This window comes from Enterovibrio makurazakiensis (assembly GCF_050336585.1).
GTDB classification, from domain to species: domain Bacteria; phylum Pseudomonadota; class Gammaproteobacteria; order Enterobacterales; family Vibrionaceae; genus Enterovibrio; species Enterovibrio gelatinilyticus.
Genome location: NZ_JAKJSE010000009.1, coordinates 31833 through 56997, shown reverse-complemented (window position 1 = coordinate 56997; position 25165 = coordinate 31833). Strand labels below are relative to the sequence as shown.

Genomic DNA, 25165 nt, shown 5'->3' with positions numbered 1-25165 from the left:
GCGTGATCGTTCTCGCATCGATACAAAGGCTATTGTTAGGGGTTTAAATGTTAGAGATACTTGGACTTTGCAAAGGATATCTTGATGGCGGTGAATTCCACCCCGTTTTGCAAGGCGCAGAGCTATCTTTAGCTAACCATGATCAAGTGGCTTTGATGGGAGAGAGCGGGTCAGGAAAAAGTACGCTACTTAATCTTATTGGCGGGCTTGATAATCCTGATTCCGGTGAAGTGTGGATCGATAGTACTGCCATACACAAACTCACCGAGCGCGAACGAACACGCTATCGCCGACACTACATTGGCATGGTGTTTCAACAATATAACTTGCTCCCGACACTTACCGTCGCAGACAATATTCGTTTTTGTCGTCAGCTCAAGGGCTTACATGAAGACGACAGCCTTTGGCGACAAATCATTTCAGCGTTAGATCTTATGCCTTTGTTGGGGCGTTACCCTGAAGAGATTTCTGGAGGCCAGCAGCAACGGGCTGCTATTGCTCGTGCTCTCTACATGGAGCCCAAAATTCTACTCGCGGATGAACCCACGGGGAGCTTGGATGAACGTAACGCCGATGCCGTAATGCGACTACTAACCACATTGACGACGTCACTTGATTGCACCTTGTTGGTCGTTACGCACAGTGAAAAGGTGGCTGATTATCTCGGGCACCGTGTCACGCTACAAGGGGGCGTGTTGAATGTCCGTTCCTGTCGCTAAAGCGCTCTTTGGTCATTATCGCCGTCACCCATTTCAAGTCTTTCTCGTATGGCTAGGTTTAACCCTCGGTGTTGCGTTGTTGGTTGGTGTTATGTCTATCAACCAACATGCGCAAGACAGCTATAAGAAAGGCGCGAGCCTCTTTAGTAACCCGTTTCCCTATGTGCTCCACCATCGAGAGCGTGGAAAGCGCATTGATGAAGACCTCTATGTGTCTTTGCGGAAAGAGGGCTACAACCAATGTGTGCCTGTTGACCTCTACCGAACATCAACCCAAAGCGGGAAAGATATTCAACTAATGGGTATCGATACCATCGCGATGTTCGCGTTTAATAATGCCAACCCTGCTTCATTCGCCAACACTATCCCCTTGAATAACAGCTTCGGAACACTCTGGGCAAGTACAGAGCTAGCCAATCACTTTGGCTGGAGGGATGGGCAGACACTTACCTTGAAAGGGGGACAAGAAGTTGGCCCGTTGAATATAATCGATGGCGGCCGAATTGGTGCCGGAACGCGTTTGATTGGTGATATATCTGTCATACGGAATATCTCTGATCATTCAGGCCTTGCACTGGTTTATTGTGGCGAAATGGACAAGGCGAAACGAGACCAACTTCGAGCGTCTCTCCCGCCGACAATCACCTTGTCTCGAACAGAAACTGCGCAACTAGGCCCGCTGACTCGAGCGTTTCACTTAAACCTATTTGCAATGGGTTTGTTGGCATTCGTCGTGGGCTTGTTCATTTTCTATCAAGCAATTTCTCTGTCGATGGCTCAACGTCAACCGTTGGTCGGTATCATGCGAGAGCTCGGAGTCGGCAGGAAATCCCTGGCTTTTGTCGTTTCAGGCGAAATGTTAATTTGGCTGTTACTCGGCCTAGTCAGTGGCAATGTTGCGGGCTTAATTCTTGCGCAGAAATTGATCCCGACCGTAGCGACGACCTTGAGTGATCTCTATGGCGCTAATGTTGAGCTTACTCTCAATTGGCAATGGGAATGGGGTTTTTATAGCTTCTTGTTGGGTGTATGTGGCTTTGCAATGGCATCCGGTTGGCCTCTTTATCGACTACTCACAACGCCCCCTGCACGTTTGTCTAAACGCATGTCTTTGGTTCGTTTCTCCCATGCCGAATTTCGTTGGCAAGCCATAGTGGCAGCAGCCTTCATTGTGATCGCATTGGTTGTGTATAGCGCTCCACAAAGCCAAGCTCAAGGCTTCACCTTGATTGCACTCATTTTGATCAGTGGCGGTTTGCTGCTGCCATATATCATGGGAAAGACGTTTGTTCTTATCTCGGAAAAAATCGGCATTGCTCGTTTACGTTGGTTTTTGTCTGATGCATCAGCCAGCCTGAGTTACCGAGGCATAGCTGCCATGGCCTTTATGATGGCAATTGCCACAAATATTGGCATGGAAACCATGGTTGGCAGTTTCAGAAGCACCACCGAAGGGTGGTTGCAACAGCGCCTCGCCGCGGATATTTATGTACGCCCTGATAAAGAAATGGCTCAACCGCTATCAACATGGCTGGAAAATCAGAGCAGTGTTAAGCAGAGCTTATTGCAGTGGCGACACGAGATTGATACCGCGCAGGGTGTGGTTGAAGTGTTTACCCTTGGTACCAGTAAAGAAGAGCGAGAAGCTTTGGCGTTGAAAGTGACGGTGCCAGACTATTGGAGTCATTTACACCAGAATAAGAGCATGCTGCTGAGTGAATCTCTAGCCTTAAAGTTCGATGTTCATCCAGGCGACACGATAACACTCCCTAGCCCTTTTGGAGAGGGATGGAATGTCGTTGGTATCTACTTCGATTATGGTAATCCATATAGTCAGGTCATGATCTCTGATCGCTCACCGCTTGTTCCTTGGATGGAAAAAGAAGGGCGAGTGGGCGTGGCAGCGCTTCTCAACGACGATGATGATGAAAAGAAACTCGTTGACCAAATGCGTAAAGAGTTTGGTTTGATGGAAACTCAGGTTAGTAATCAGAGGGACATTCTTGCTAGAGCAATGCGGATTTTTGACCGAACATTCCTTGTCACGGACACGCTTTGCACGTTAACGCTCATTATCGCGATTTGTGGACTGTTCTTTTCTACATTGGCGACAGAACTGTCACGCCAGCGTCAATATGCTTTATTACGGTATATGGGGATATCAGGCCGAGAGTTAGCCTTTCTCGGCGGTGGCCAGTTAATGCTCATTGGATTGTTCTCAGCGTTGTTTGCTTTGCCGTTGGGGCTTCTCATTGCCGAGGTGCTGATCAATATTGTTCTTAAGTATTCATTTGGTTGGACGATGTCGGTATCTTACTTTCCATTTAGCTATGTCACTACGCTAGGGGGTGCATTGCTCACTTTGTTGGTGGCGGGTTGCTGGCCTGTTTGGCGTTTGATTAAGCGCTCGGCCATTCTTTCATTGCGGGAAGCTCAGTAATGCGCGACGAAGATACACCTCAGCCCTTTATATTGACCATTATTGGCTGGAGTTTAGCGATCTTCGTTTCGGCGCTTGCGCTATTTGGTTCGATTCTTCTGAGAAGTGATGATCCTGACAAATTAGCCGTGGATATCTTAGTGGCGGAGAACATCAAAGGGTTTACAGCGGTTACGCGCAACGCCAATATTCAATTTCCGGCTGACTACGGTCGTCATGACGATTTTCGCCAAGAGTGGTGGTATGTCACCGCGAACCTAACTGACAAAGAGGGCAATGATTACGGTGTTCAATGGACCTTGTTTCGCAGTGCGTTATCTCCAGAGCAAGGTAAAGGTTGGAACAACAAACAGGTTTACATGGCTCATGCGGTTGTTACTACTAAAAATCATACCTTCTATGCGGAACGATTTGCTCGCGCTGGGATAGGGCAAGCAGGTGTTGAAAGTGAACCTTTTCATGCTTGGTTAGACAATTGGCAATGGCAAAGCGAAACCAAAGCGCCGTTCCCTGCTGCGCTGAAAGCGCAAGATGATACCTTTAGTATTAGTTTGACCATGGCACAAACTCAGCCTGAAATCCTTCAAGGTGATAACGGCTATAGTCGAAAACACCTCAATAAAGACGTAGGTTCCTACTACTTCAGTGTTCCGGCCATTACATTGGAAGGGACATTGACCCTTGAAGGGAAAGAGATTTCCGTGAATGGAAATGGGTGGGTCGATCGAGAGTGGAGCACACAAGCATTAAGTGAAGATCAGCAAGGGTGGGATTGGTTTTCAATACAACTTAACGATGGTCGTGCATTAATGGTGGTGCAGGTAAGAGCCGATGACGGCCCTTATCGATTCGGATCGCTGACACTGCCAAACGGTGAAACGAAAATACTGTCACACACCGATATCACCATGTTGCCACTGTCTTTTTCAAAAATGCCAACATCACGCCATTTACCAACTGAATGGCAAATCGACATAGAAAAAGAAGATATTTCATTACGCACTTCTCCGCTAAATACCAATAACTGGCTGCCGTTTGCTTTTCCATATTGGGAGGGGCCAATTTTCGTTGAGGGTTCAGCGACGGGAGTTGGGTTCATGGAAGCTACTGGCTACTGATCGAAAGGTCTCTGAACACATTTGTCTTGAGTGCCAACGTCGCTTCAATTCTGGGAAATCATCCATTTTAAGAACGATTGTCGTTCGAATCGCTATGTGGTTGATTGTTGTAAACACAGACAAAGGCTATTGTTAAATAGACATTTAACAATATAGCAACACGTGATGAGGTTGAATACTGATCACTTTGCGCGGCAAGGAGTCTCTGCATGTTTCCCATTATTTTAGGTACAGCAAGATTTGGTACTTACACTAGTCGAGAAGACAGCTTCGCAGTGCTAGATGCGTTTATAGAAATGGGAGGAGGCCGATTAGACACGGCCAATAACTATGCGTGTTGGCACCCTGAAGGGATCGGAGGAGAAAGTGAGACCGTCCTGGGTGAGTGGTTAACAACGAAAGAGCGTAACAGCGTTGAAATTATGACGAAAATCGGTGCACGTTCTGTGGACGGTTTTACCTACGACAAGCTTGATGGTTTGTCTCCAGACAATATTAAACGCTCGGTGGATGAAAGCCTTGCTCGTCTCAATACCGACCACATAGATGTCCTCTATGCTCATGTGGATGATCTTGATACGCCATTACTTGATTCTTGGAAAGCACTTTCTTCACTGGTGGAGCAAGGCATTGTCAAACAATTGGGGGTATCGAATTATCGAGAACCGCGCCTGCTAGAGCTTGCTGATGTCATCAAAGAAAATCAACTAACGCCTTTTGCCTATGCCCAGTATCGCTATTCATTAATCACGCCAAACGCCATTGCAGATTTTGGGCCCCAAGTGATCCTCAATGAACACCTGTTTGGAGCACTTAAAGCCTTGGATTGTCGACCAGAGATTATTGGTTACAGCCCATTACTTGATGGTGCCTATGAACAGTCCCCTGATGAGCTCCCAGACGATTACGACAACTTGCTCAATTGTGCATTGATAGAAGATATTCAAGTGCAAGCACAACAACACCATTCTTCCCCATCAGCACTGATATTGAAAACCATTTTTGATTATGGCATTACCCCCGTAACTGCGGCTTCATCACCAGAGCGACTGAGATCGAACCTCCAATTGCTTGTCTAATATGTTGAGCTACATCCGACTGAGAGGGTGTGCTAATGTATTGAATATGTTGTAATGACGATATCTTGTTACAGCACTCAAAAAAGCAAAAATGGAAATTGCCTAATGATTAAGCCAATTTTTACCTTAGGGTTTATTTTGTCGCTTGCAGCCTGTTCAACCTCTCCTGATCCAGTGGATGAGCGCATTGAAGCAGCGATAAAACTTTGCCATAGCGATAGTGCTAAAGCCTTTTCTCAAACGGTTGATGGTCTACGCGTAATGTGTCACAGCGGTTCGTCTTATGTGATACGTGGTGACATTTCACTGGATGACATAGTCGAGATGGACAGGGTCTATTGTTCAAGCATGGGAATTCAGGATTTCGTTTCAAGCCTTGAAGGCGAAGTGAAACTCTCATGCATCGATGGTTCAAGTTACGTTTTATAAAGCGAGAATGACAATGAAAAAGATATTGATGATGGCGGCCATTGTCGCATCAGTGGCAGGTTGCTCCTCAATTGAAACTGCGGAATCAATGCCAAACCCAGATCAACGTGTGGTTGATGGACGTTTGAATATTTCAACAGACCTTAACGCCACCTACTGTGAAGGCAAAGGCTTTGAAAAGTATATGGAAAGAGAGAAATACTATACCTTCACCTGCAAAGACGGTGCGTTCTTCAATATCGCGAAGTAATTTGGTCAGTGGTGTTGCCTGTTTGAAAAGCGCCGACGATTGTCGGCGCTTTTGTTTTGTAGGGTCTGATGAGCTGTATCTAAATTCACAGATCGTTTTTTGAAATTGTCTATTCTGCTGTTTAAATACACTAACCATCAATTCGTCTCAATGAGAAGAGTTAGTCAGTCAATTCCAGAGGTCTCACTTGCCAGTTTTCAGCCAAATCTCTCGTCATACAATAATGGTTATTTTGTTAGTGTCTTCAATGAAAGCCTCAGCAACTGAAATGAAGTCGGGCTATTATTTGTTTGACTCTTTATCTCATTATCAAGATAGTGATAGGGAGTCTCTAGGGCTAGATTATCAATATGAACTCTTGCAAGATCAAATTCTCTATTTGGATATTGAACAACGCCTGCTAAGTGTTTATCAATACACTGAAAAATATGACAATCATCTCGAGATTCTAAAAGCTAGCGAACCGATAAAACAGGGCTTTACTGTTGTATCGGGCAACTTGTTTGGTAGCAATATCCATATTAACACCAAGGATGATGTGCCTGAGTTACTGGTAATTGATGATCTCGTTATTGGCGGGATATTTGGCGAGCAATATCGTTCATATTGGCGTCTGGTGCAGCCAGAAAATGAGGGATTGGTAAAAGCTCGAGACAACCAACAGCAACTCCATGATGATTTTATGTTTCACAAAGAGTCATTGGTCGAAAATATTAACGCCTGTTTGGTTGATAAGTTTTGGGGTGATGGAGGTTATTTACAATCCTTGTCTACACTGGCTGATACTAGTAGCCCACACACTTGGTCTTCGTTTTCTGTTGAGTTACCGTTACAGAAAATTGATATTGAAAGCCAATTCAGCCGTGTTTCTAGCCGAAGTAAATATCATTTTATTGATCCACTTGCCATTCAACGATTCTTCAGTAGGAAGAATAGTGACTACTTAATGGCAAAAGCGACTAAAAGTGCAGGTGAAACAAATACCCGTTCTATAGCCTTATCTATTGACGACGTGGGCATTCAAATTCATGAATTAGATGCAGGAAAAGATAGTATTGACTGGGCTGCTTGGCAACGTAACGTCGTTGCCAGTCCCATCCAAGTCCTGTATCAAGATGACCATAACTTGATATACATAGGCCCATATCTTGATGAGATCATTTTGACGAGACGCGATTATGATCCCATAAACAAAGTTCATGTCTTTCTGGGTGCTGGTGTTGATCTCACTATGGGAAGTCAACTTGAGGTCTGCAAGCGATTTTCTATTTTCAATAGCTTACGCCAAGCTGAGCCACAATTTACTGTCGCGGAGTTAATTGCTCTGTCTGATTCGGATTTTAATCAACGTTATGGGAAAAATTTAGTTTCAACTCATTACTACGACCTTATCACCAACTATTTCTTAAACGCTGATAACAACCAAAAACTGCAAGGTATGATCCAAGCTCCACCTTCGATGTTTGCCGACTTGAGCTATAAAGTGTATTCCAAAGGTGATGTATCCGCTCTAGCAAGTCATGTGGAAGATATTCTCGATTTCAATAGTAAATACTCGCCTGAAACCATTATCGTCAATGAGTATCAACACTCTAGTGGTACGATCAACTTACTAACTATACCCAGTAAAGGACGTACAACCTTGTATTTTGTGATTGAATATAAGGGGAGAAGTCATGTGTTTGAGAAGTATTTTTATCTCAATGATTACCTCACAAATATCAGAGTGGCTTTATTGATTAAGGAGATACTGGCAACCGATTGGCAAGCTATATTGGTAGATGGTAGTGTTGATGCTCAATGATATATCAACTGTTCAGTAGGGCGGTTTCCCAATGGGCTGATCTTGGGTAATATGCATTACGTTATATATGAATACTTTGAAATTCGGTTTTCACATCAACATAAATAAGAAAGTCGCGCCTATCCAGATTGCTATTTTTGTCTCTTTTTTAGCATTAATATGACTCACCCATCTATACAATCTAAGGCATTTGGTTCTTTTTCTTTGCACGATACTAGTAGTCAGGAATACATGTTATTTGTGTCCGTTTCCCATTATCATGAGGAGCCACAAAGGCCCAGATAAGCATGCCGAAATTGAAAGTACGTATCCGAAAAATATATACTCAGGTCCTTTTATACCTCTCTGTTTGTAGTGAAGGAAAACAGAGAGTGAAAATGAAAAGGCAAGCCAAGCAATAAAGAAGTAATACATTAGGCTGAGAGAGGCACTCGAAACAGTGAATAACCAAATCATCCAAGCAAAAAACTGATAGATAGCCATATTAGTGAGAGTCATACTAGTTTCCACAAGATTTTTCGTCAGTTTACTGCAAGCTTCAATAACGGCAGACAGTGTAGATTTCTCAGATTGGGAGATACCCGGATTTAAATGGCCTTCGATCGTCAACGGATAACCCTTACCTAAGGCTTCGGCGAGATATAAAAGCCTATCGATAGACTTTCACCCATGCACAAACCGAATATCGCGTTTATGTAACCACGTTAGTTTTAGCGACGCCTTTTGTGGTCATACTAAACATATTTTTCTCAATCGTCCAACGACGCACTGTTTTGTTTGTAAGATTTTGGTTTTACATAAATTAGTGCGATGTGGTAAGAATAAATGCTCATATATTAAATTGGCACATGCAGCGGATCACCGTTGAATCATTTACTCCATTAACTACCATCTTCTTCAGGTATTGCTTCTTTAAATTCGAAATCCCTAAAGTGCGTAACTTTGGCAGTAAACGTATTGCGACCTGATTGTGCATCTATAAAACTGATGTCAAATTGGCGATCGTCACCTAAGAATAGTGAATGGCTATTGTTATCGAACTTGATTTTTGTTTGGCTGGTTAACCGCTTTAATTGTAGGTTTTGATGCTGTTTTCCCCAAACTGTTGCAATTCGTTTTTCATTGGCTATTTCATTTGGGGTATCGTCTTTATCAGAGCATTCTGTGACTGAGGTATAAGTGGAGGCGACAAGGCACCAAGAGCTGTCCGTTGTCATTTCGTCAGATGGAATATTGATTAAATGGATGTATGTGGGCTTCCAGCGAAGCACTGAATGCGAAGTCGCAGAATCGACGAGTTGGTTGATATCGTGTTCAAGTTTTTCCGCGCGAGCTTGGTTAAATTGATGATTAAAAACAGGGACTGCAACCGCCATCATCACACCCAGTACTGAAATGGAAACGATCATTTCAATGAGTGTCAGTCCGTTGAAACGCCTCATGAGTGACTCCTGACTCAATGGATTTTCATAGCCTTTTTGTTAAGGCAAAATGAGTACTTGTGCAGGGTAGGCAAAGCGGGAGTCGAAGGTGAGAGACCTAGATAGTTTTATCGAGGCAGGTCTATAAAATAGTGTAAATTACGGCTTTGTCGCTATTGCAGATAACATCATCAAGGAAGAGTTTCAGCCACGTTTTCGATGGTATGGAATGAATAGTGAGAATGCCATGATGCGGAGTAGGATCTCGCTGCCAAGTGGATTCTCACTGTTTCAATGCTGGTGTGATTAGAATGGTTTGTGAGCGTAGCCTGTTACTTCTTCAACACCGATTTCTTTACCTAATGCTGTCATCGGGTGCACAACCATCAAACCGCGGACAGATTTTTTCAACTTGCCCATGTCTGCTTGTTCTGCTTTTGATAACGCTCGATTGAATTTCAACGCCACGATTTTCTGAGCTTTTTCACTAAGCTGGCTTTGAAGCTTCGCTTTGGTATCAGAAATCTTCATCGTCAGCTCATTGATCTGAGTAGTCAGCGTTTCAATGTCTTCGTGGTTTTTGGTCACGTTAGCAACATCTAGCTGACGGCGGCACAAATCAAGCTTTGCGTTATCTTCTTGCAGGGTCGTTTTTAAATTCATGGCTTTGCCTTTTTAAACATGCCTTGTTCAGGTGCCTTCCAAATCAAAAGGCCTGCTTTAAGGCGTTTATCTGTCATTAATTTGATGTGTGGGAGTATACCAGCAAGTGTTTTGTCTTTTCCTAAAAATGTGACCTTAATCCGCCAGCTTGCGCATTTGTTATCACATCATGCGCAAATCTGTACAGTTCACCAGCAGAAGTGACGAATCAACGTTCTTCGTTCAGCCTAAATCAATCAACAGCGCCATTTCGGTTTTCTCGGCACAACTTCCACACCTTGCTGGTATCGGCCTGCAATGGCATTCAACGTGAGTTCCAGCGCGTGTTCACTGATAAGTTCAAACTGCTGAGGCAGCGAATGAACCTTCATGGGAATGAAATCCAGCATGCGATTATCGCCAAAGGTGGCAAATCGTGTTCGTGTAGCAATTTCTGGGTGAACAAGAATGGCGTCTAGTACGCCTTCAAACAGTGCATAAGATGTGGTGACAACGGCGTCGGGCAACAGGTTGTTTTCATACCAACAAAGCATTAGTCGCTTGCCTTCTTCTTGACTGAAGTGCTCGCCGTTGATGACCTGAGTAGCAACGCCAGCTTTGTTAGCCGCAGAAATGAAGCCGCGCTCGCGTTCTCGTGAAATACCTAATTCTGGAACAGCACCGATTAAGCCAACAGACTTTATTTCTCCATCCAGTAGCTTTTCAGTTAACGCAAATGCGCCTTCTAAATCTTCACTGATGACACAGGCAAAGTCTTCATCGTTTAATGCGCGGTCAATGGCGATTACTGGTGTACCAGATGCTTGGATCGCTGGGTAGAAATGATTGTCTGCGGGTAAGGATGTGGCAACGATTAACGCGTCAATTTTTCTATTGAGTAGAGTGTTTGCGACCTGCATTTCCGTGGTTGGATTGTCATCAGAGCAACTAATGATCAACTGATAGCCTGCCTGTCTCGCATCTCGCTCCAATAGCTTGGCGATTTTGGCATAACTGGTGTTTTCCAAATCTGGAATAATTAAGCCAAAAGAGCGGCTAGTTCCAGCTCTTAGTGCGCTGGCTGCATGGTCCGGTCGATAGTTGTGTTCATTCACTACGGCCATCACTTTCAGCTGGGTACGTTCGCTAATGCGGTACTTGGCAGATTTCCCATTGATAACATAGCTTGCCGTGGTACGTGAAACACCCGCCAGTTTGGCAATTTCATCAAGCTTCATGGTTTTTCATGTCCGTAGTGTGTGCGCGTGATCAAAAAACGCAAATTGGATCTTCTTCATTCTTTGCATTATAAGCTGAAAGGATTCAGCATCAAGAGCTGAAAGGTTTCAGCATGTTTAAAAATGTGCGCTAAACCCATTTTTTTAATTCAAAGCTGAAACGATTCAGCTTTGAGGTGATAGACATGAATGAGATACGTAACAATGGGTGACTACGATTCATCTAACGGCGAGGTAGCAACATGTTGGAACTGACATCAAACGATATTCTCTTAGGTAAATACGCCACAACCAAGCAAGAAGCCATAAAGGGCATTGGCCGAGATTTAGTCACCAAAGGGCTAGTCGCTGAAGGCTATGAGACAGGTATGTTAGCGCGTGAAGCACAAAATTCGACGTTTCTTGGCAATGGGATTGCTATTCCACATGGTACGACGGATACACGAGATTTAGTTAACAAAACCGGCGTTCAAATCCACCATTTTGCTGAGGGTGTTGATTGGGAAGGTGGCAATACGGTCTACCTTGCCATTGGTATCGCTGCCAAATCTGATGAGCATTTGGACATATTGAAACAGCTCACCCATGTGTTATCTGCAGATGGTGTCGAACATGCGCTGAAGAACGCAGCGTCAGCTAACGATGTGCTCGCCATATTAAATGGTGACAATCAAAAAAAACTATTTTTGGATGATTCCGTTATCACCATTGATTTTCCTGCAGCGGATGTCATTTCAATGCTCGCCGTGAGTGCGGGCAAGTTAAAGAATGCGAAAACTATCAATGATGCTTTTATTACTGATTTGCTGACGAATTCAGCAACATATTTAGGGCAGGGACTTTGGTTAGCTTCTTCTGCATCGGGCGTTATCCAACCCGCACTGTCATTTATTTCAGTTGAAACTCCATTTGAACTCGATGGTAAGCCCGTCAAAGGTTTATTGACGGTTGCCGTGTTAGGTGCGGAGCACGTTGAAATAATGAATAACCTAAGTGTACTTCTGTTCAACACAAACGTGGCTGATTTGTATGCAAAGTCTTCCAGCGATGTCATTAAAGCGCTGACAGAACTGCGCCAAGTTGGGATTAACAAAACGTACAAAATAAAAAATGCGCATGGCCTACATGCACGCCCAGGCGCGATGTTGGTGAGTGTGGCGAAAAAATACGAGTCACAGATTTGGGTATCCAATGTCAGCACTGACGCTAAGCAAGTGAATGCCAAGAGTTTGATTAAAGTGATCGCGTTAGGTGTGAAACATGGGCACGAACTGGAATTTACGGCGGATGGCATTGATGCACAGCAAGCAATTGATGCCATTGGCGAAGCCATCAGCAATGGTTTGGGTGAGGGCTAAATGATGATGAATAGTAACAGTGTCGTGACTGTCACCTTAAACCCCGCTTTAGACATGACAGGCACGATGGGAACACTGAAGGCGGGTTTCGTTAACTTGATCGATTCATCCAACCTAAATCCAGGGGGAAAGGGCGTCAATGTCGCCAAAGTTCTCGCTGAGCTTGGTGCAAAGGTGACAGTAACCGGTTTTCTAGGTGCTGAAAACCAAGATCCATTCGCGCATCTGTTTGAACAACTTGGGGTGAATGACAAGTTTATTCGTGTTGAGGGAGCATCTCGTATCAACGTGAAATTGGTGGAAGATACTGGCCGTGTGACGGATCTCAACTTTCCCGGTGTCACGGTTGACGATGATTCATTGCAGACATTTGAAAACACCTTGTTGGAGCTGGCTGAAAGCAATGATTTGTTTGTGATTGCGGGCAGCCTTCCTGTTGGAGTCACACCTGAACATTTACACGGTTGGATTTCTGTATTGCGCGAGAAAGGGAAGAAAGTCTTTTTCGACAGCAGCAATGCTGCATTGGTTGAGGGGTTAAAAGCATCTCCTTGGCTGGTAAAACCAAATGATGAAGAGCTATCTCAATGGGCGGGAAGAGAGTTGAGTGACTATCAATCGTTACTAGATGCAGGTTCTGCATTGGCAGATACAGGTATTCAGAACGTTGTTATTTCGAGAGGCGCTGATGGCGTGCTGTGGTGTTCTGATGGTGAGTGGTTTGCGAGTAAGCCTCCGAAAATGGAGGTGGTTAGTACCGTGGGCGCGGGCGATACGTTAGTTGCAGGCATGTGTTGGTCTGAACTTAATCAGTGGACAAAAGAAGAGTCACTTAGCTTTGCAACGGCATTATCTGCATTGGCTGTTACCCAAATTAATGTTGGTGTGTCTGATATTCACCAAGTGACCGCTATACAAAATGAAATTCGCGTTGAATCGTTATCCGTCGACAATCAAGCAGGGGTAGAGAGATGAGAGCCGTAATTATTACATCGTGCCCAAGTGGCGTAGCCAACACCATTATTGCAGCCGGTCTGATAGAAAAAGCAGCGTCAGCGTTGAAATGGCAGGCTGTTATTGAGTGTCAAAACACAGTTAAAGCGGTGGAAACTATTTCTGAGCTAGATCTCGAATCAGCAGAGGTGGTCATTGCGGTGGGTCCAGTATCTGGTATGGCGCGTTTTGATGGCAAAAAGGTCTATCAGGCCTCTTTGGAAGAATGCTATGCCGATGTGAGCGACTTGCTCAAACGTGCAGCGAAAAATACGAAAGCGTACGTACACAGTGAAGAAAATACAGAGTCAGTAGATTGCGCATCACGACCTGCTCAAAAACACATTGTAGGCATTACCGCTTGTCCTACTGGTGTCGCTCATACCTTCATGGCTGCGGAAGCAGTAGAAGAGGAAGCAAAAGCACAAGGGATGCGGGTGAAAATTGAAACTCGTGGTTCGGTGGGGGCAAAGAACCAACTGACGGCGGAAGAAATAGCGCAGGCCGATTTGGTGTTTATTGCCGCTGATATTGAAGTGGATATGTCTCGCTTTGATGGAAAGCGAGTATATCGAACAAGCACTGGGGCGGCGCTTAAGAAAACCAAACAAGAATTAGATAATGCGCTCGAGCAAGCACAAGTGTATATGCATAGTGGAGCGAAATCGGCTAACGCGAACAAAAACGAACGCACCGGCGCTTATAAGCATCTGATGACAGGCGTTTCGCATATGTTGCCGCTCGTTGTGGCTGGTGGGCTGTGTATTGCACTCTCTTTTGTTTTTGGCATTGAAGCGTTTAAACAACAAGGCACGTTAGCTGCCGCATTGATGGAAATTGGCGGTGGGAGTGCGTTTGCACTCATGATCCCTGTTTTGGCAGGCTTTATTGCTTTCTCAATCGCAGACCGCCCTGGTTTAGCGCCGGGTTTGATTGGTGGCATGTTAGCAAGTTCGACAGGTGCGGGTTTCCTTGGCGGTATTGTTGCGGGCTTCTTGGCAGGCTATACCGCGAAATTTATTGCGGATAAACTGGAGCTGCCTGACTCCATGGCGGCATTAAAACCGATTCTTATCATTCCATTGCTGGCGAGTTTGATCACCGGCCTAGTGATGATATTTGTTGTTGGTGGTCCTGTTGCTGGCGTTATGAATAGTTTGACCGAGTTCTTGAACAGCATGGGTTCTACCAATGCCGTGTTACTGGGCGTGATTCTAGGTGCCATGATGTGCTTTGACTTGGGTGGCCCTGTTAATAAAGCGGCTTATACTTTTGGTGTGGGCTTGCTCGCGTCACAGACATACACGCCGATGGCAGCGGTAATGGCAGCGGGTATGGTTCCAGCAATGGGTATGGGCCTAGCGACGCTGTTAGCGAGAAGTAAGTTCTCTATGCAGGAGCGTGAAGCGGGTAAGGCTTCCTTTGTTCTTGGTCTTTGCTTTATTTCTGAGGGGGCAATTCCGTTCGCAGCTCGCGATCCAATGAGAGTGATCCCTTCATGTATTGCGGGTGGCGCATTAACGGGTGCGTTATCTATGCTGGTGGGAGCAAAACTAATGGCTCCTCACGGTGGGATCTTCGTGTTGTTTATTCCGAATGCAATTACGCCAGTTTTGTTCTATTTGGGTGCCATTGCCGCCGGTACGATAGTGACGGGTGTGACGTATGCAGCGCTGAAGCAGAGAGAAGGGGTGCAAGCCTTGCCACAAGCGGTATAGCGGTATTTAAGGCGTCACTTAGAACGAAAGTGATGAGTAAAGATCCGATACGAATGATGAAATAACAAAGAGCCGACAGTGATGTCGGCTCTTCTTCCTAAGGATAACGCTGTTCTATTAGGTTGTAAGCTTCCCTATCGCAATGATCGTCGTGATTGATAGAGGTTCAACCCATTTTGACCTTGCATAAATGCGACGTGTAACTCCACAAGTAATTCGCTTTCTTTTAGCCATGCATTGTCGTGTTGTTGCTGACAAAACTCCATCATCGAGACGATGAGAGTGTCGAGCTTTTTAAGGCTCCATCTTTTTACATCTTTTTCAGCATCGGCGTGTGTAGCAAGAGCTTGGAGTTTGGCATAACAAAATTGCATGTGATTATACGCTTCTTCTACTTGTCCTTCACTTTCGTAGTGACGCTGTAACTTATCGCATCCATCGACAAAATAAGCAATAGCGTCACTTTGGCGATCATCAATAGGAGGCGAAAACAGGAAGCTAGGGGTGTTAGCAATAAGCGTTACAAGCTCTTGGCTGCTGGCATTCCTGCCTTTTTGATACCAAGCTTGTATGTCTTCAAACCAACTTTCGTTCACAAGCATAGACCTGAGCTCCTTGATGTTAATGAAGTGGCTCGATAGTGGCGGATATTCGCCACTAGGCTATCTAGATTTATCGGTGAGCAGGCATCTAGATGCCGAGGTCATCCATCAAAGAATCTGTTTCATCTACAGGTTGTTTCTTGGCAGATTTAGCGTCTTTTCCATTCAGTTTCTTAGCCACTTCCGTTTCTAAAATGGCATCTGGGTTAATTTCTTCTGCCTCTTCGAACTCTTCAAGCTGAATAAATTCGGTGCGTTCCATCGCCAGCTCAAGATAGAAGATATTGTTGTCTTCAGTGCTAAAGCTCACTCTACGTGCTTGAGGTCGTTCGATATTGCTATCAATCGTGACATTAATGTTCTTATTAATGGCCATCATTTTGGGTTGATTCTGCGTAATGTTTGTTTGTAGAGAGCGCTTCACTTTGCCTGTAAAGTCGCCAACGATTTGGTTCATAAGTTCGCCAAGCACGTCTGCTACTTCGTCTGATGTGTGAAGTGTCGCAAGCTCTTCTTCGGGCATACCCATGTGAGACATATACTTTTTGTACAGCTCAAGCGCAGACTTAGCGTCGAAATTGATGACAACAAGGCCAGAGAATCCGCCGTCAAACAACACGAAACAGCCAAAATCGGGTTTCAAACTGGTTTTAGTGATTTTCTGCACCATGGCAGAATGATGAACCGATGAGTCTGTCGCTTTGCTTAGCACGGCAGTCACTGACTGACAAAGCTTTAGTAGAATATCTTCTGTCGTGACAACTTTTGTCTTTCTCATAAATGGCTCGCTCGTTGGTTTTATTAGATTTATCTCGTCAAGTTTGGCACTAAATTTAGAAACGTGCTGAGTTCTCACGTGTTTGGTGTGTCGACTTTCCCATAATCAAGCTCTGTCAGGAGGTCATATCTTTTGGTTTCTACGGCGTGAATGGTGCCTTCAAGTTGCTCTCCTAAGGCAAAGAGAAGTGATTCAATATCCTTATTTTTTGTATCAGCGCTTTGTTCCAATGACACGCAGAGATCAGACAAATCAAACGCGCCGATACTCCGAGAAGAGGTTTTTAATTTGTGCGCAGAGGCTTTGATTTGTTCAAAGTCATAAGGGGCATGTGAGACAGCGAGATCTTTTAACTCTGGCACACAGTGTTTGATGTATTCACCGAGAACATCACAATAGGTTTCTTTGTCTCCCCAAAAGAGCTTGTCGAGTACACTGGGTTCGAGTTCAACAACTCCCACTATTGATTTGCTCATTGGCGCGGTGCCAGCCAATTCCAACGAGTGTTCTTCCATTGCGTGCTTATCTGCTGGTGCACGCAGAGCAACGTCCGAATAAGGTTCGCTTTTAGAGCACCATTTGCTGAGTACTCGTTGTATCACGTCTATTTCTACTGGTTTGGCAATGAAATCGTTCATGCCAGTTTTTATGCAACGCTCGGCTTCGCCCACAAGGGCATTGGCCGTGAGTGCAATGATAGGAACGAACTCATTACGCTCTTTTTGAATGACACGAATAGCTTGAGTTAATTCGTAGCCATCCATATTAGGCATGTGGCAGTCGGTAAGGACTAGCGTGAAAGATTGTTTTCGATAGGCGCGCAGTGCTTCTAAGCCGTCAGATGTCATGACGACGTTATACCCAAGGTACGTCAATTGCTTATTGATGACAGTTTGGTTAGTCACGTTGTCTTCTGCGACTAAAATGGTGCCATTGTCTTGATCTGAGCGTTCGATAAATGCTTCCCGAGCAGTGGTATCAAGTGCGGGATAGTCAGGGCTTTCTAAGCCAACGCAGATGCGTAGTCCACTAATAAGGATAGATAACTTCATTGGAGATGCATAGATGGCAAACACGTCAATACCACCGTAGCGGTGCACAGGGAGTGTCATGTCTAATTCTAGATAGCGTATATCGGCATTGGTTGAAATGAATGGAGGCATGAGCTGCTTAGTTTGCAGATAATCACGACAAATAATGACGTACTTAACATCGTTTCTTTCAAATTTCTGCTGATGGAGCAATTCAACCGAAAGACTATGGTTCAAGATGTTGAGTTGCTGTAAGTAATTATCAATACCGACTTTAAGCGCACCATTTTCTAACGTGTTGACGCAGATGATATTGTTTAAAGAAGCTGCCGCTTGTTTCAGTTGGTCGATGTTGCAACTGCTCGGCGTGTTAATATTCTTCGCCAACGGAAGGTTAAAGTTCACGGTAAATGTTGAGCCAATGCCTTCTTCACTCTCTGCTCTGATATGACCACCCATCAATGAGACGATGTTCTGGCTAATCGCTAGACCTAACCCTGAACCGCCATATCGGCGAGTGGTGGAGTATTCTGCTTGGGTAAATGGCATGAATATCGCTTCGAGTTTGTCCGGACCAATGCCTATACCATTGTCTCGGATCTCGATTGATACAAATGAATTGTTATTATCGTCGAGCTGGCTGCGAATCCACACTTGAACTTCGCCTCGGTGCGGTTGCCCACCAGAAAACTTGATGCCATTACCAATCAGGTTAAACAAAATTTGCCGGATTCGTGTTGGATCGCCAGACAGGGAAGAGGGAAGAGTAGGTGCCACATAAAGCGTCAAAGAGACATTCTTGTCACTGGCTTCAGTCGCTAAGTTGTCCATCACCTGTTCTGCAATGTTACGAAGGGAGAATGGCACATCATCAATTCGCATTTTTCCGGCTTCGATACGAGAAAAATCGAGAATATCGTTAATGATGGAAAGCAATGATAGCGCGGAATCACGAACTGTGTTGGCAACGCCTAATTGCGTGGAGTCGAGTTTCGAACGACGAAGAATATCAATCATACCTATCACGCCATTCATCGGCGTACGAATTTCATGACTCATTGCTGCAAGGAATTGAGCTTTTGTTTTTGATGCAGATTCAGCCAACTCTTTTTGATAGAGCAATTGTTCTCTTGCCTGATTACGCGAAATGATGTGATCGCGGAACGAGCTTAACGCATGTGAAATCTGACCGACTTCATCGGGCCTATTTTTATATGGGATTGGGGTTTCAGTATTGCCATCCGCCAAATTTCGCATGGTATCTGCGAGTCGAGCAATTGGCTGAGTGACCATTTTGTAGATATAGACGGTTAAAACGATACTCACCAATGACATGATGGCGAACAGGGCAAAGAATGAAATCTGATTGTTTTTAAGCACGCTGTGCAAGCTAGCCATCGAGTTTGCTGCGCTAAAACTTGCATCCCTAGAAAATTCAGTCAGTGACGACTCGAGCGTTTTGTATTCAAGGTTGTTGATCGTTTTTAAAGATTGTATGGCTTGTTCTTTTTTCAACGGCTCATATTCGTTGAAAATACGTGTAGTGCGAATGGCAAGTGCTTCGTTTAATAATTGGATCTCATTGAGTGATTTCAACTCTTCTGAATCAATGGTTGTCTCTCTTAACTGCTCAATATGCTTAGCAAAGAATGCCGAGTTCTCGTTGAATTTTTTGACTTGATTATCTTCTCCGTTGAGATAGAAAAAGACTGACGTCATCATGTCGTCCGCCTCTTCTTTGAGAAGTTTGATTGTGTACTCCCGTTCAATGTGTACTTGCGGGGTATGAAGCTGAGTCTGGCTTGGGAATAAGCTGATCATTCGAAAAAACTCAACGCCAAATTGCGCTTTGATGAGCCGTTTTTCGTTCATGGCCCACTTCTCTCTCTGTGGGTCATAATGCATGATCACGTCATTTTCAATTTTGCTAACGAAGRCTTCGAAATTTGATTCGATTTGTTCAAGATGTGTTGTGTCACTTTTATGGATCTTGCGAAGTTCAAGCAGAGAGACTTCAAACTTATTCTTTTTTTTGTAGTAAGTGTCTAGCGCGCCATCTTGCCCAAGAGCATAACTCAACATACTCCGATTCATTTCACCCGCATACCGCAGCATTGATACTGACAAAAGGGCGCTTGGGATTTCTAACTGACTGGTGTTTGTCGTATCGATGCTTGCACTGTCATGCATAACATAAGTAGAAACGGAAAGTAGCATGGCGCAAAGCGTCATCATTGCCATGATGAAACCGACTTTTCCGACAATGCTTTTTGAAAAAGGAAATTGGTTTGCGCGTTGAATTTGCTTCTCTGACATCTCGAATCCTTGATGAAGTGCACTTTGTCCTCAAGTGCGATCTGTATGTTTCTTAAGCGCTTTCACCGTTATGAGTACAATTCAAATATTATGAATAGACGAGTCTCTGAAAATCCATTCAGACCACATGAGCTTATAATGTAGTACGCATGATTAGGTTGTGAGCGCTATGATTCAAATAAGTGACATGTGACCAATTTATTGGTGTCAATTTTCAAATTAGCACAATAAAATTGGGCCAAAGAAGTTATGTAACGGAGAAATTAGATGGTCGTTGAGTCAAGTGGGTATGAGGCTTTGATCGAGTATTTTGTTGAGAACTTAGGTTCGTTTTCTGCCGCTGGAGACAAAGTCGGCTCTGAAACAATTGAAGACCTTGTTCATGAATTAGTCGCCAGCCAAATCATGACAATCTGTGATCAAATCAAGGATATGCCTCAGACTCTTCGCTTTAAGGTGATGAGTGAAGCAGATAAGGTCGTCGCTGATCTGGAAGAGATTTTGAGTTCAGTTTGGAAGCAAAAACCTACCTATGCGCAGATCAATGTCCTCGAAGAGTATATCGGCCTTGTTAAGAACCTCTTTGATGCTGCTGTTGCTGAGTGCGCTTAGGTTTTGACGCCTTATCGGTGATTGATGCGTAACACCTGTTTTCGTACAATCACTAACTTGTTGTTGCACCCAACCATTCTCTGATTAAAATGCGCCTTTATTCTCTTTAGGCGCCTTTAATGAAACTCCATTCAATTCATCAGCTTTATGAGCAACGCTTAGCTCAGTCCACGAAACCTTTTCGTGCGCGAGGTGCTAGCGTGGTTCGTTGTATTCATTGTATGGTTGTTGAAAGGCTTTGTATTTGCGCAGAAAGACGCACTTTGGCGACACACGCGGGATTTTTACTTGTCATGTATGATGATGAAGTATTGAAGCCAAGTAACACTGGCCGGTTGATTGCGGATACGGTCAAGGATACTTTTGCCTACATTTGGTCGCGTAAACAGCCTAATGAAGAGATGCTCGCTCTTATCAAGGATCCTCGCTGGCAACCCTTTGTTGTATTCCCAGGGCAATATGCTGATGAGCAGCGTGTTGTTAGTCAGCCCGTGCTTCAAGAAGGGAAAAGACCCTTGTTCATCATGATAGATGGAACATGGAGTGAGGCGAAAAAGATTTTCCGCAAAAGCCCTTGGTTGGACACTATTCCAGTGCTTAGCATCAAACCCGATGCGCAATCTCGTTATCAGATGCGAGAAGCGGCTGGCGAATGTCAGCTAGCGACGGCTGAAGTGGCCGCGAGAGTGCTTGAATTAGCGGGTGAAAAAGAAGCATCCGCTTGTCTCGACGCTTGGTTTGATGTGTTTCGTGAGCATTATTTAACCGGTAAGCGGCAACTAGACCTTCCCATTCCAGGTGCCTTGGATAAATTTAGAGAGATTCGGCCAGCATAGTCGATAGATTATTGCGACTTACCGCTCATAATCACAGTGGTCAGTCACGCATACGAAAGGTTATTTTGTCTTTAATCACATTCCCAAGCGTTTGAAACAGGGATAATTCAGACAGATTATAGATTTAACTTAGGAACAATGGAGTAAAGGATGTATTACGGCTTTGACGTGGGTGGGACAAAAATTGAATTTGGCGCGTTTGATCGCGATTTGAATCGTGTGGCGTCGGAACGCGTGCCCACGCCAGGTGACAACTACTCACTATTGATTGAAACGCTCGCGAACTTGGTTGAAAAGTATGATCAAGAGTTGGGGTGTGAAGGCACTGTGGGTCTTGGTATTCCTGGTATTGAAAAAGCCGAGGATGGTTCGGTTTTGACAGTGAATGTTCCTGCTGCAAAGGGCAGAACACTTCGCGCTGACCTAGAAGCAAAAATCGGACGTTCAGTTGCGCTCAATAATGATGCGAACTGTTTTGCGTTATCAGAAGCATGGGATAAATCACTTCAGGGCGAGAAGATTGTTCTTGGTTTGATTTTGGGCACCGGCTTTGGTGGCGGCATCGTTGTAAATGGCAAAGTGCTGTCAGGCAAAAATAATGTGGCTGGTGAACTAGGTCATATGCGTATGCCTATCGATGCCTGGTTGCATCTTGGTGACAACGCGCCAATTTTTGACTGTGGTTGTGAAAAGAAAGGCTGTATTGACAATTACCTATCAGGCCGTGGTTTCGAAATGCTTTATTCGCATTTTTACGGCGAAGACAAAAAAGCCATTGATATTATTTCTGACTTCAAAGCGGGCGTTGAGCGTGACGCGGAATTTGTCGACAAGTACATTGAGATGTTGGCGATGGTTTTCGGTGGTCTGTTTACAGGCATTGATCCCGATGTTGTTGTTCTAGGTGGCGGCTTGTCAAACTTCGAATATATCTATGAAGAAATGCCAAAACGCTTGCCTAAGTATCTGTTGTCTATCGCTAATCCACCCAAAGTAATCAAAGCTAAGTACGGCGATTCCGGCGGTGTTCGCGGTGCAGCGTTCCTAAATATATAATGGTCGCGGTCTGATTTTAAAGGCATCGTATCGATGCCTTTTCTGTTTGTATGGAACGATGGCATTTTGATTAACCTTCTTGTTTTGAGGCATTGACGAACTCGCTGTGAAGATTGGTGTTAATAATAAATGGATGAATGATTCTGTGATTTCAAGTGCATCCACGTCGAGAACATTGATCGTACTGTTCACTCTCGTATTTTTTTCTATTGCTTCAATTTTGTGGTTTTACGCTGGTGGCGCTAAATCAACATTTACCTTGTCACCTACGGAATTAACCTACCGTTATATTGATGACACCCCGATGGGTGGAGATACTCGCGGTATTGTTACTACAGATGAATCAGGGAATGCCGTATTAAGTTGCACTTTAGGTGAAGCGTATAAGTGGCCGTTTTGCGAGGTCGCGATTAGCATCAGTGATGATGTAACACAAGGTGTCGATCTGACGCATTATCATTCATTGGTTATTGAAGCCGCATATAAGGCGCCAATGCCCAATGAGCGACTACGAGTTTACCTTCGCAACTATAACCCGCAATATTCGAGTGTAGAAGATCCAGTGTCCATGAAATTCAATGGATTGGAATATAACCCTAGTGATGTCTTATCTGAATATACGTTGCCATTGAATGCCTTTCAGGTTCTATCATGGTGGATTGCAGATCGGAATCTGGCGCTAGAGCATGCAGGACCAGAACTGACAAACGTACCGCTAATCGAAATAGCAACCAGCAGTACTCCAGCTATTGGTGATCATGTGTTGGTGATTAAAAGTATACGTTTTGAAGGGCTTTGGTTATCCGAATCGCAGCTATTTAGAGGGATTACATCACTATGGTTACTGGTTGTTGTGGTGATTTTGGCCCTCAAGTACAGACAAAGCCGACTCACGTATAAGCAGGAGCGCTCGCGAGCGGAGCGTCTCAAGTCTATCAATATGGCGTTAAAGCAAAAAAGTGAAACTTTGTCTGTGTTAGCAACGACGGATGCGCTGACAGGGCTACGAAATCGTCTGGATATTTATGAAGCGCTTGAAGAGCGTATTACGTCACGTGCTGACAGAAGTTGCACCGTATTGTGCATAGACATCGATCATTTTAAACGCGTTAACGATACCTACGGACATGATATGGGGGATCGTTTACTCGTGTTGGCTGCAGACATCATGCGAGAATCTGCTTCAGGTGGCGATGTTATCGTCCGTTGGGGTGGCGAAGAGTTTGTGATTTTCTGTCCGAAACGAAATTTAGCACAAGCATCATTCCTTGCAGAAAAGATCCGTTGGGCGTTTGAAGCGGCAACTTGGCCTCATGGTGAATTACTGTCATGCAGTATTGGTGTTTCTTCTATGCGTCAAGCGAGTATCGCAGCAATGATTGCTGACGCCGATGACGCATTATACCGAGCGAAAAACGGTGGTAGAAATAGGGTAGAGGTATTTGCTGAATCGCTTATACCAGCCGATGCCTGATGTAATTTGTACTGTTACGCCAGCGCACTAAACGTTAAGTAAAAAAGCACAGAAAGAGCACAAAAAAAGCAGCGATAATCGCTGCTTTTTCTTTATCGAGAGAGCCGTTTTGTCCAGCTAGCCTATGCCGGCACTATTGGTTCTTCTCGGCATTTTCTTTGCAATGTTTGACAGCGTTTTCCAGCAGGCCTAGTGCCGATGTTTCCGGCGGGGGTAATGCTGCGTCTGAGTTTGCAATTGGAGTGATACGATCGCCCCAACGAATCATGCCAGCACCCCATGTTAAGCCTGCGCCGAAAGCTGCCATTAACAGAGTGCTGTTTGGTGTTACGCGACCTTCTTCTACTGCTTCACATAGCGCAATAGGAATGGTGGCGGCAGAGGTATTTCCGTACTTATGTATATTGATAAATGCTTTGTCTAACGGAATCTTAGCGTGATCGCAAAGCGCTTCAATAATGCGTTTGTTTGCTTGGTGAGGGATAACAAGATCAATGTCATTGGCGGTTGCGTTAGCGCGACCCAGGACAGCACCGGCGGCTGCTCCCATGCCTTTCACTGCACGTCGAAAAATTTCACGACCCACGAAATTGAAGCTGAAGTATCCGCTGTCCTCTTCAAAACGCTGCATGGCAGTACCAAAGGCTGGAATGGCCAAGACGTCACGCCCTTCAGCATCACAGCCTAATTGTGCATCAAGCAAACCCACTTCTTTATCGGTTTGACTGAGAACAACGGCGCCAGCACCATCTCCAAACAATACGGCGGTATCTCGCTTACTCCAATCGAGATACCACGTCAGTCGCTCTGCACCGATAACCACTGCGTGTTTATATGCGCCAGCTTGGATCATTCGCGTTGCGGTTTCTAATGCGTAAAGAAACCCTGTGCAGGCTGCGTTTAAATCGAAGGCTGCAGCGCGTTTCGCGCCAATATCTAGCTGGACTTTCGATGCAATGTTCGGGATCAGCGTATCTGGAGAGCAGGTGGCCACTATGATTAAATCAACGTCTTCGCCATTGATGCCTGCGCTTGCTAACGCGTGTTTTGCCGCAACGGTAGCCATATCGGAAGTGTTAACGTGGCTGATACGCCTAGCGCTGATACCTGTACGTGATGAAATCCATTCGTCGGACGTGTCGATGATTGTGCTGATGTCATTATTTGTAAGCTCAGCCTGAGGTAAACATTTCCCCCAGCCCGTAATTTCTGCAAATGGCATGATAGTCTCTTGTTCTAATGGAATTGCAC

The 25165-nt window shown here is 44.7% G+C and carries 21 protein-coding genes; 14 read left to right on the top strand and 7 right to left on the bottom strand.

Annotated features, from left to right (window positions below; genetic code table 11):
- The first annotated feature begins 47 nt into the window (after positions 1 to 47).
- The 7 genes from L4D06_RS07505 to L4D06_RS07475 all read left to right on the top strand — a co-directional run bounded on the left by L4D06_RS07505 (position 48) and on the right by L4D06_RS07475 (position 7839).
- Positions 48 to 719 carry an ABC transporter ATP-binding protein gene (locus L4D06_RS07505; protein WP_429738561.1) on the top strand — a complete coding sequence of 224 codons (672 nt, stop codon included), beginning with the start codon at positions 48 to 50 and terminating at the stop codon, positions 717 to 719.
- Positions 700 to 3159 carry an ABC transporter permease gene (locus L4D06_RS07500; RefSeq protein ID WP_429738559.1) on the top strand — a complete coding sequence of 820 codons (2460 nt, stop codon included), beginning with the start codon at positions 700 to 702 and terminating at the stop codon, positions 3157 to 3159. Before L4D06_RS07505 ends, L4D06_RS07500 begins: the two co-directional genes overlap by 20 nt.
- On the top strand, positions 3159 to 4277 hold the full coding sequence (locus L4D06_RS07495; RefSeq protein WP_429738557.1) for a lipocalin-like domain-containing protein: 1119 nt from the start codon (positions 3159 to 3161) through the stop codon (positions 4275 to 4277). The genes L4D06_RS07500 and L4D06_RS07495 overlap by 1 nt, the downstream gene beginning before the upstream one ends.
- 209 nt (positions 4278 to 4486) lie before the next feature.
- Entirely contained in the window at positions 4487 to 5356 is an 870-nt protein-coding gene (locus L4D06_RS07490) for an aldo/keto reductase (protein ID WP_274162644.1), read from the top strand.
- A 105-nt stretch (positions 5357 to 5461) separates the two neighbouring features.
- Positions 5462 to 5785 (top strand): hypothetical protein, encoded by a 324-nt coding sequence (locus L4D06_RS07485; protein WP_429738555.1) that lies wholly within the window; start codon positions 5462 to 5464, stop codon positions 5783 to 5785.
- A 13-nt stretch (positions 5786 to 5798) separates the two neighbouring features.
- On the top strand, positions 5799 to 6035 hold the full coding sequence (locus L4D06_RS07480; RefSeq protein ID WP_028025650.1) for a putative periplasmic lipoprotein: 237 nt from the start codon (positions 5799 to 5801) through the stop codon (positions 6033 to 6035).
- Positions 6036 to 6282: 247 nt separating this feature from the next.
- Entirely contained in the window at positions 6283 to 7839 is a 1557-nt protein-coding gene (locus L4D06_RS07475) for a hypothetical protein (RefSeq protein WP_274162642.1), read from the top strand.
- Positions 7840 to 8720: 881 nt separating this feature from the next.
- Here the strand turns inward: L4D06_RS07475 and L4D06_RS07470 are convergent.
- The 3 genes from L4D06_RS07470 to cra all read right to left on the bottom strand — a co-directional run bounded on the left by L4D06_RS07470 (position 8721) and on the right by cra (position 11140).
- On the bottom strand, positions 8721 to 9281 hold the full coding sequence (locus L4D06_RS07470; RefSeq protein WP_429738553.1) for a type II secretion system protein: 561 nt from the start codon (positions 9279 to 9281) through the stop codon (positions 8721 to 8723).
- Positions 9282 to 9566: 285 nt separating this feature from the next.
- Positions 9567 to 9923, bottom strand: coding sequence for a YibL family ribosome-associated protein (locus L4D06_RS07465; protein ID WP_274162640.1), 357 nt, complete (start codon positions 9921 to 9923; stop codon positions 9567 to 9569).
- A 236-nt stretch (positions 9924 to 10159) separates the two neighbouring features.
- Complete coding sequence (gene cra, locus L4D06_RS07460) at positions 10160 to 11140, bottom strand: catabolite repressor/activator (protein WP_429738551.1); 981 nt, start codon at positions 11138 to 11140, stop codon at positions 10160 to 10162.
- Between the two features lie 242 nt (positions 11141 to 11382).
- Here cra and fruB point away from each other — a divergent pair, with 242 nt between their 5' ends.
- The 3 genes from fruB to fruA are packed head-to-tail and all read left to right on the top strand — an operon-like array spanning position 11383 to position 15209.
- Positions 11383 to 12498 carry a fused PTS fructose transporter subunit IIA/HPr protein gene (gene fruB, locus L4D06_RS07455; protein WP_429738549.1) on the top strand — a complete coding sequence of 372 codons (1116 nt, stop codon included), beginning with the start codon at positions 11383 to 11385 and terminating at the stop codon, positions 12496 to 12498.
- 6 nt (positions 12499 to 12504) lie between these two features.
- Entirely contained in the window at positions 12505 to 13473 is a 969-nt protein-coding gene (gene pfkB / locus L4D06_RS07450) for a 1-phosphofructokinase (RefSeq protein ID WP_429738718.1), read from the top strand.
- Positions 13470 to 15209: a PTS fructose transporter subunit IIBC gene (gene fruA, locus L4D06_RS07445; RefSeq protein WP_429738548.1), complete on the top strand. Its 1740-nt coding sequence runs from the start codon at positions 13470 to 13472 to the stop codon at positions 15207 to 15209. The genes pfkB and fruA overlap by 4 nt, the downstream gene beginning before the upstream one ends.
- A 134-nt stretch (positions 15210 to 15343) precedes the next feature.
- On the opposite strand, the gene L4D06_RS07440 is transcribed toward fruA, so the two are convergent.
- The 3 genes from L4D06_RS07440 to L4D06_RS07430 form a co-directional block, all read right to left on the bottom strand.
- Complete coding sequence (locus tag L4D06_RS07440; RefSeq protein WP_429738546.1) at positions 15344 to 15811, bottom strand: hypothetical protein; 468 nt, start codon at positions 15809 to 15811, stop codon at positions 15344 to 15346.
- An 88-nt stretch (positions 15812 to 15899) separates the two neighbouring features.
- On the bottom strand, positions 15900 to 16589 hold the full coding sequence (locus tag L4D06_RS07435; protein WP_274162635.1) for a DUF3334 family protein: 690 nt from the start codon (positions 16587 to 16589) through the stop codon (positions 15900 to 15902).
- A 74-nt stretch (positions 16590 to 16663) separates the two neighbouring features.
- Positions 16664 to 19936 carry an ATP-binding protein gene (locus L4D06_RS07430; protein WP_429738544.1) on the bottom strand — a complete coding sequence of 1091 codons (3273 nt, stop codon included), beginning with the start codon at positions 19934 to 19936 and terminating at the stop codon, positions 16664 to 16666.
- Positions 19937 to 20203: 267 nt separating this feature from the next.
- On the opposite strand from L4D06_RS07430, the gene L4D06_RS07425 reads away from it, so the two are divergent.
- The 4 genes from L4D06_RS07425 (at position 20204) to L4D06_RS07410 (ending at position 23914) form a co-directional block, all read left to right on the top strand.
- Complete coding sequence (locus tag L4D06_RS07425; protein WP_274162633.1) at positions 20204 to 20548, top strand: DUF3802 family protein; 345 nt, start codon at positions 20204 to 20206, stop codon at positions 20546 to 20548.
- A 119-nt stretch (positions 20549 to 20667) separates the two neighbouring features.
- Complete coding sequence (locus tag L4D06_RS07420) at positions 20668 to 21384, top strand: tRNA-uridine aminocarboxypropyltransferase (protein ID WP_429738543.1); 717 nt, start codon at positions 20668 to 20670, stop codon at positions 21382 to 21384.
- A 150-nt stretch (positions 21385 to 21534) separates the two neighbouring features.
- Positions 21535 to 22440, top strand: coding sequence for an N-acetylglucosamine kinase (gene nagK, locus L4D06_RS07415; protein ID WP_429738541.1), 906 nt, complete (start codon positions 21535 to 21537; stop codon positions 22438 to 22440).
- A 145-nt stretch (positions 22441 to 22585) separates the two neighbouring features.
- Positions 22586 to 23914, top strand: a complete 1329-nt coding sequence (locus tag L4D06_RS07410; protein WP_429738539.1) for a GGDEF domain-containing protein — start codon at positions 22586 to 22588, stop codon at positions 23912 to 23914.
- Between the two features lie 133 nt (positions 23915 to 24047).
- On the opposite strand, the gene L4D06_RS07405 is transcribed toward L4D06_RS07410, so the two are convergent.
- Complete coding sequence (locus L4D06_RS07405; RefSeq protein WP_274162629.1) at positions 24048 to 25136, bottom strand: ketoacyl-ACP synthase III; 1089 nt, start codon at positions 25134 to 25136, stop codon at positions 24048 to 24050.
- Positions 25137 to 25165: the final 29 nt, after the last annotated feature.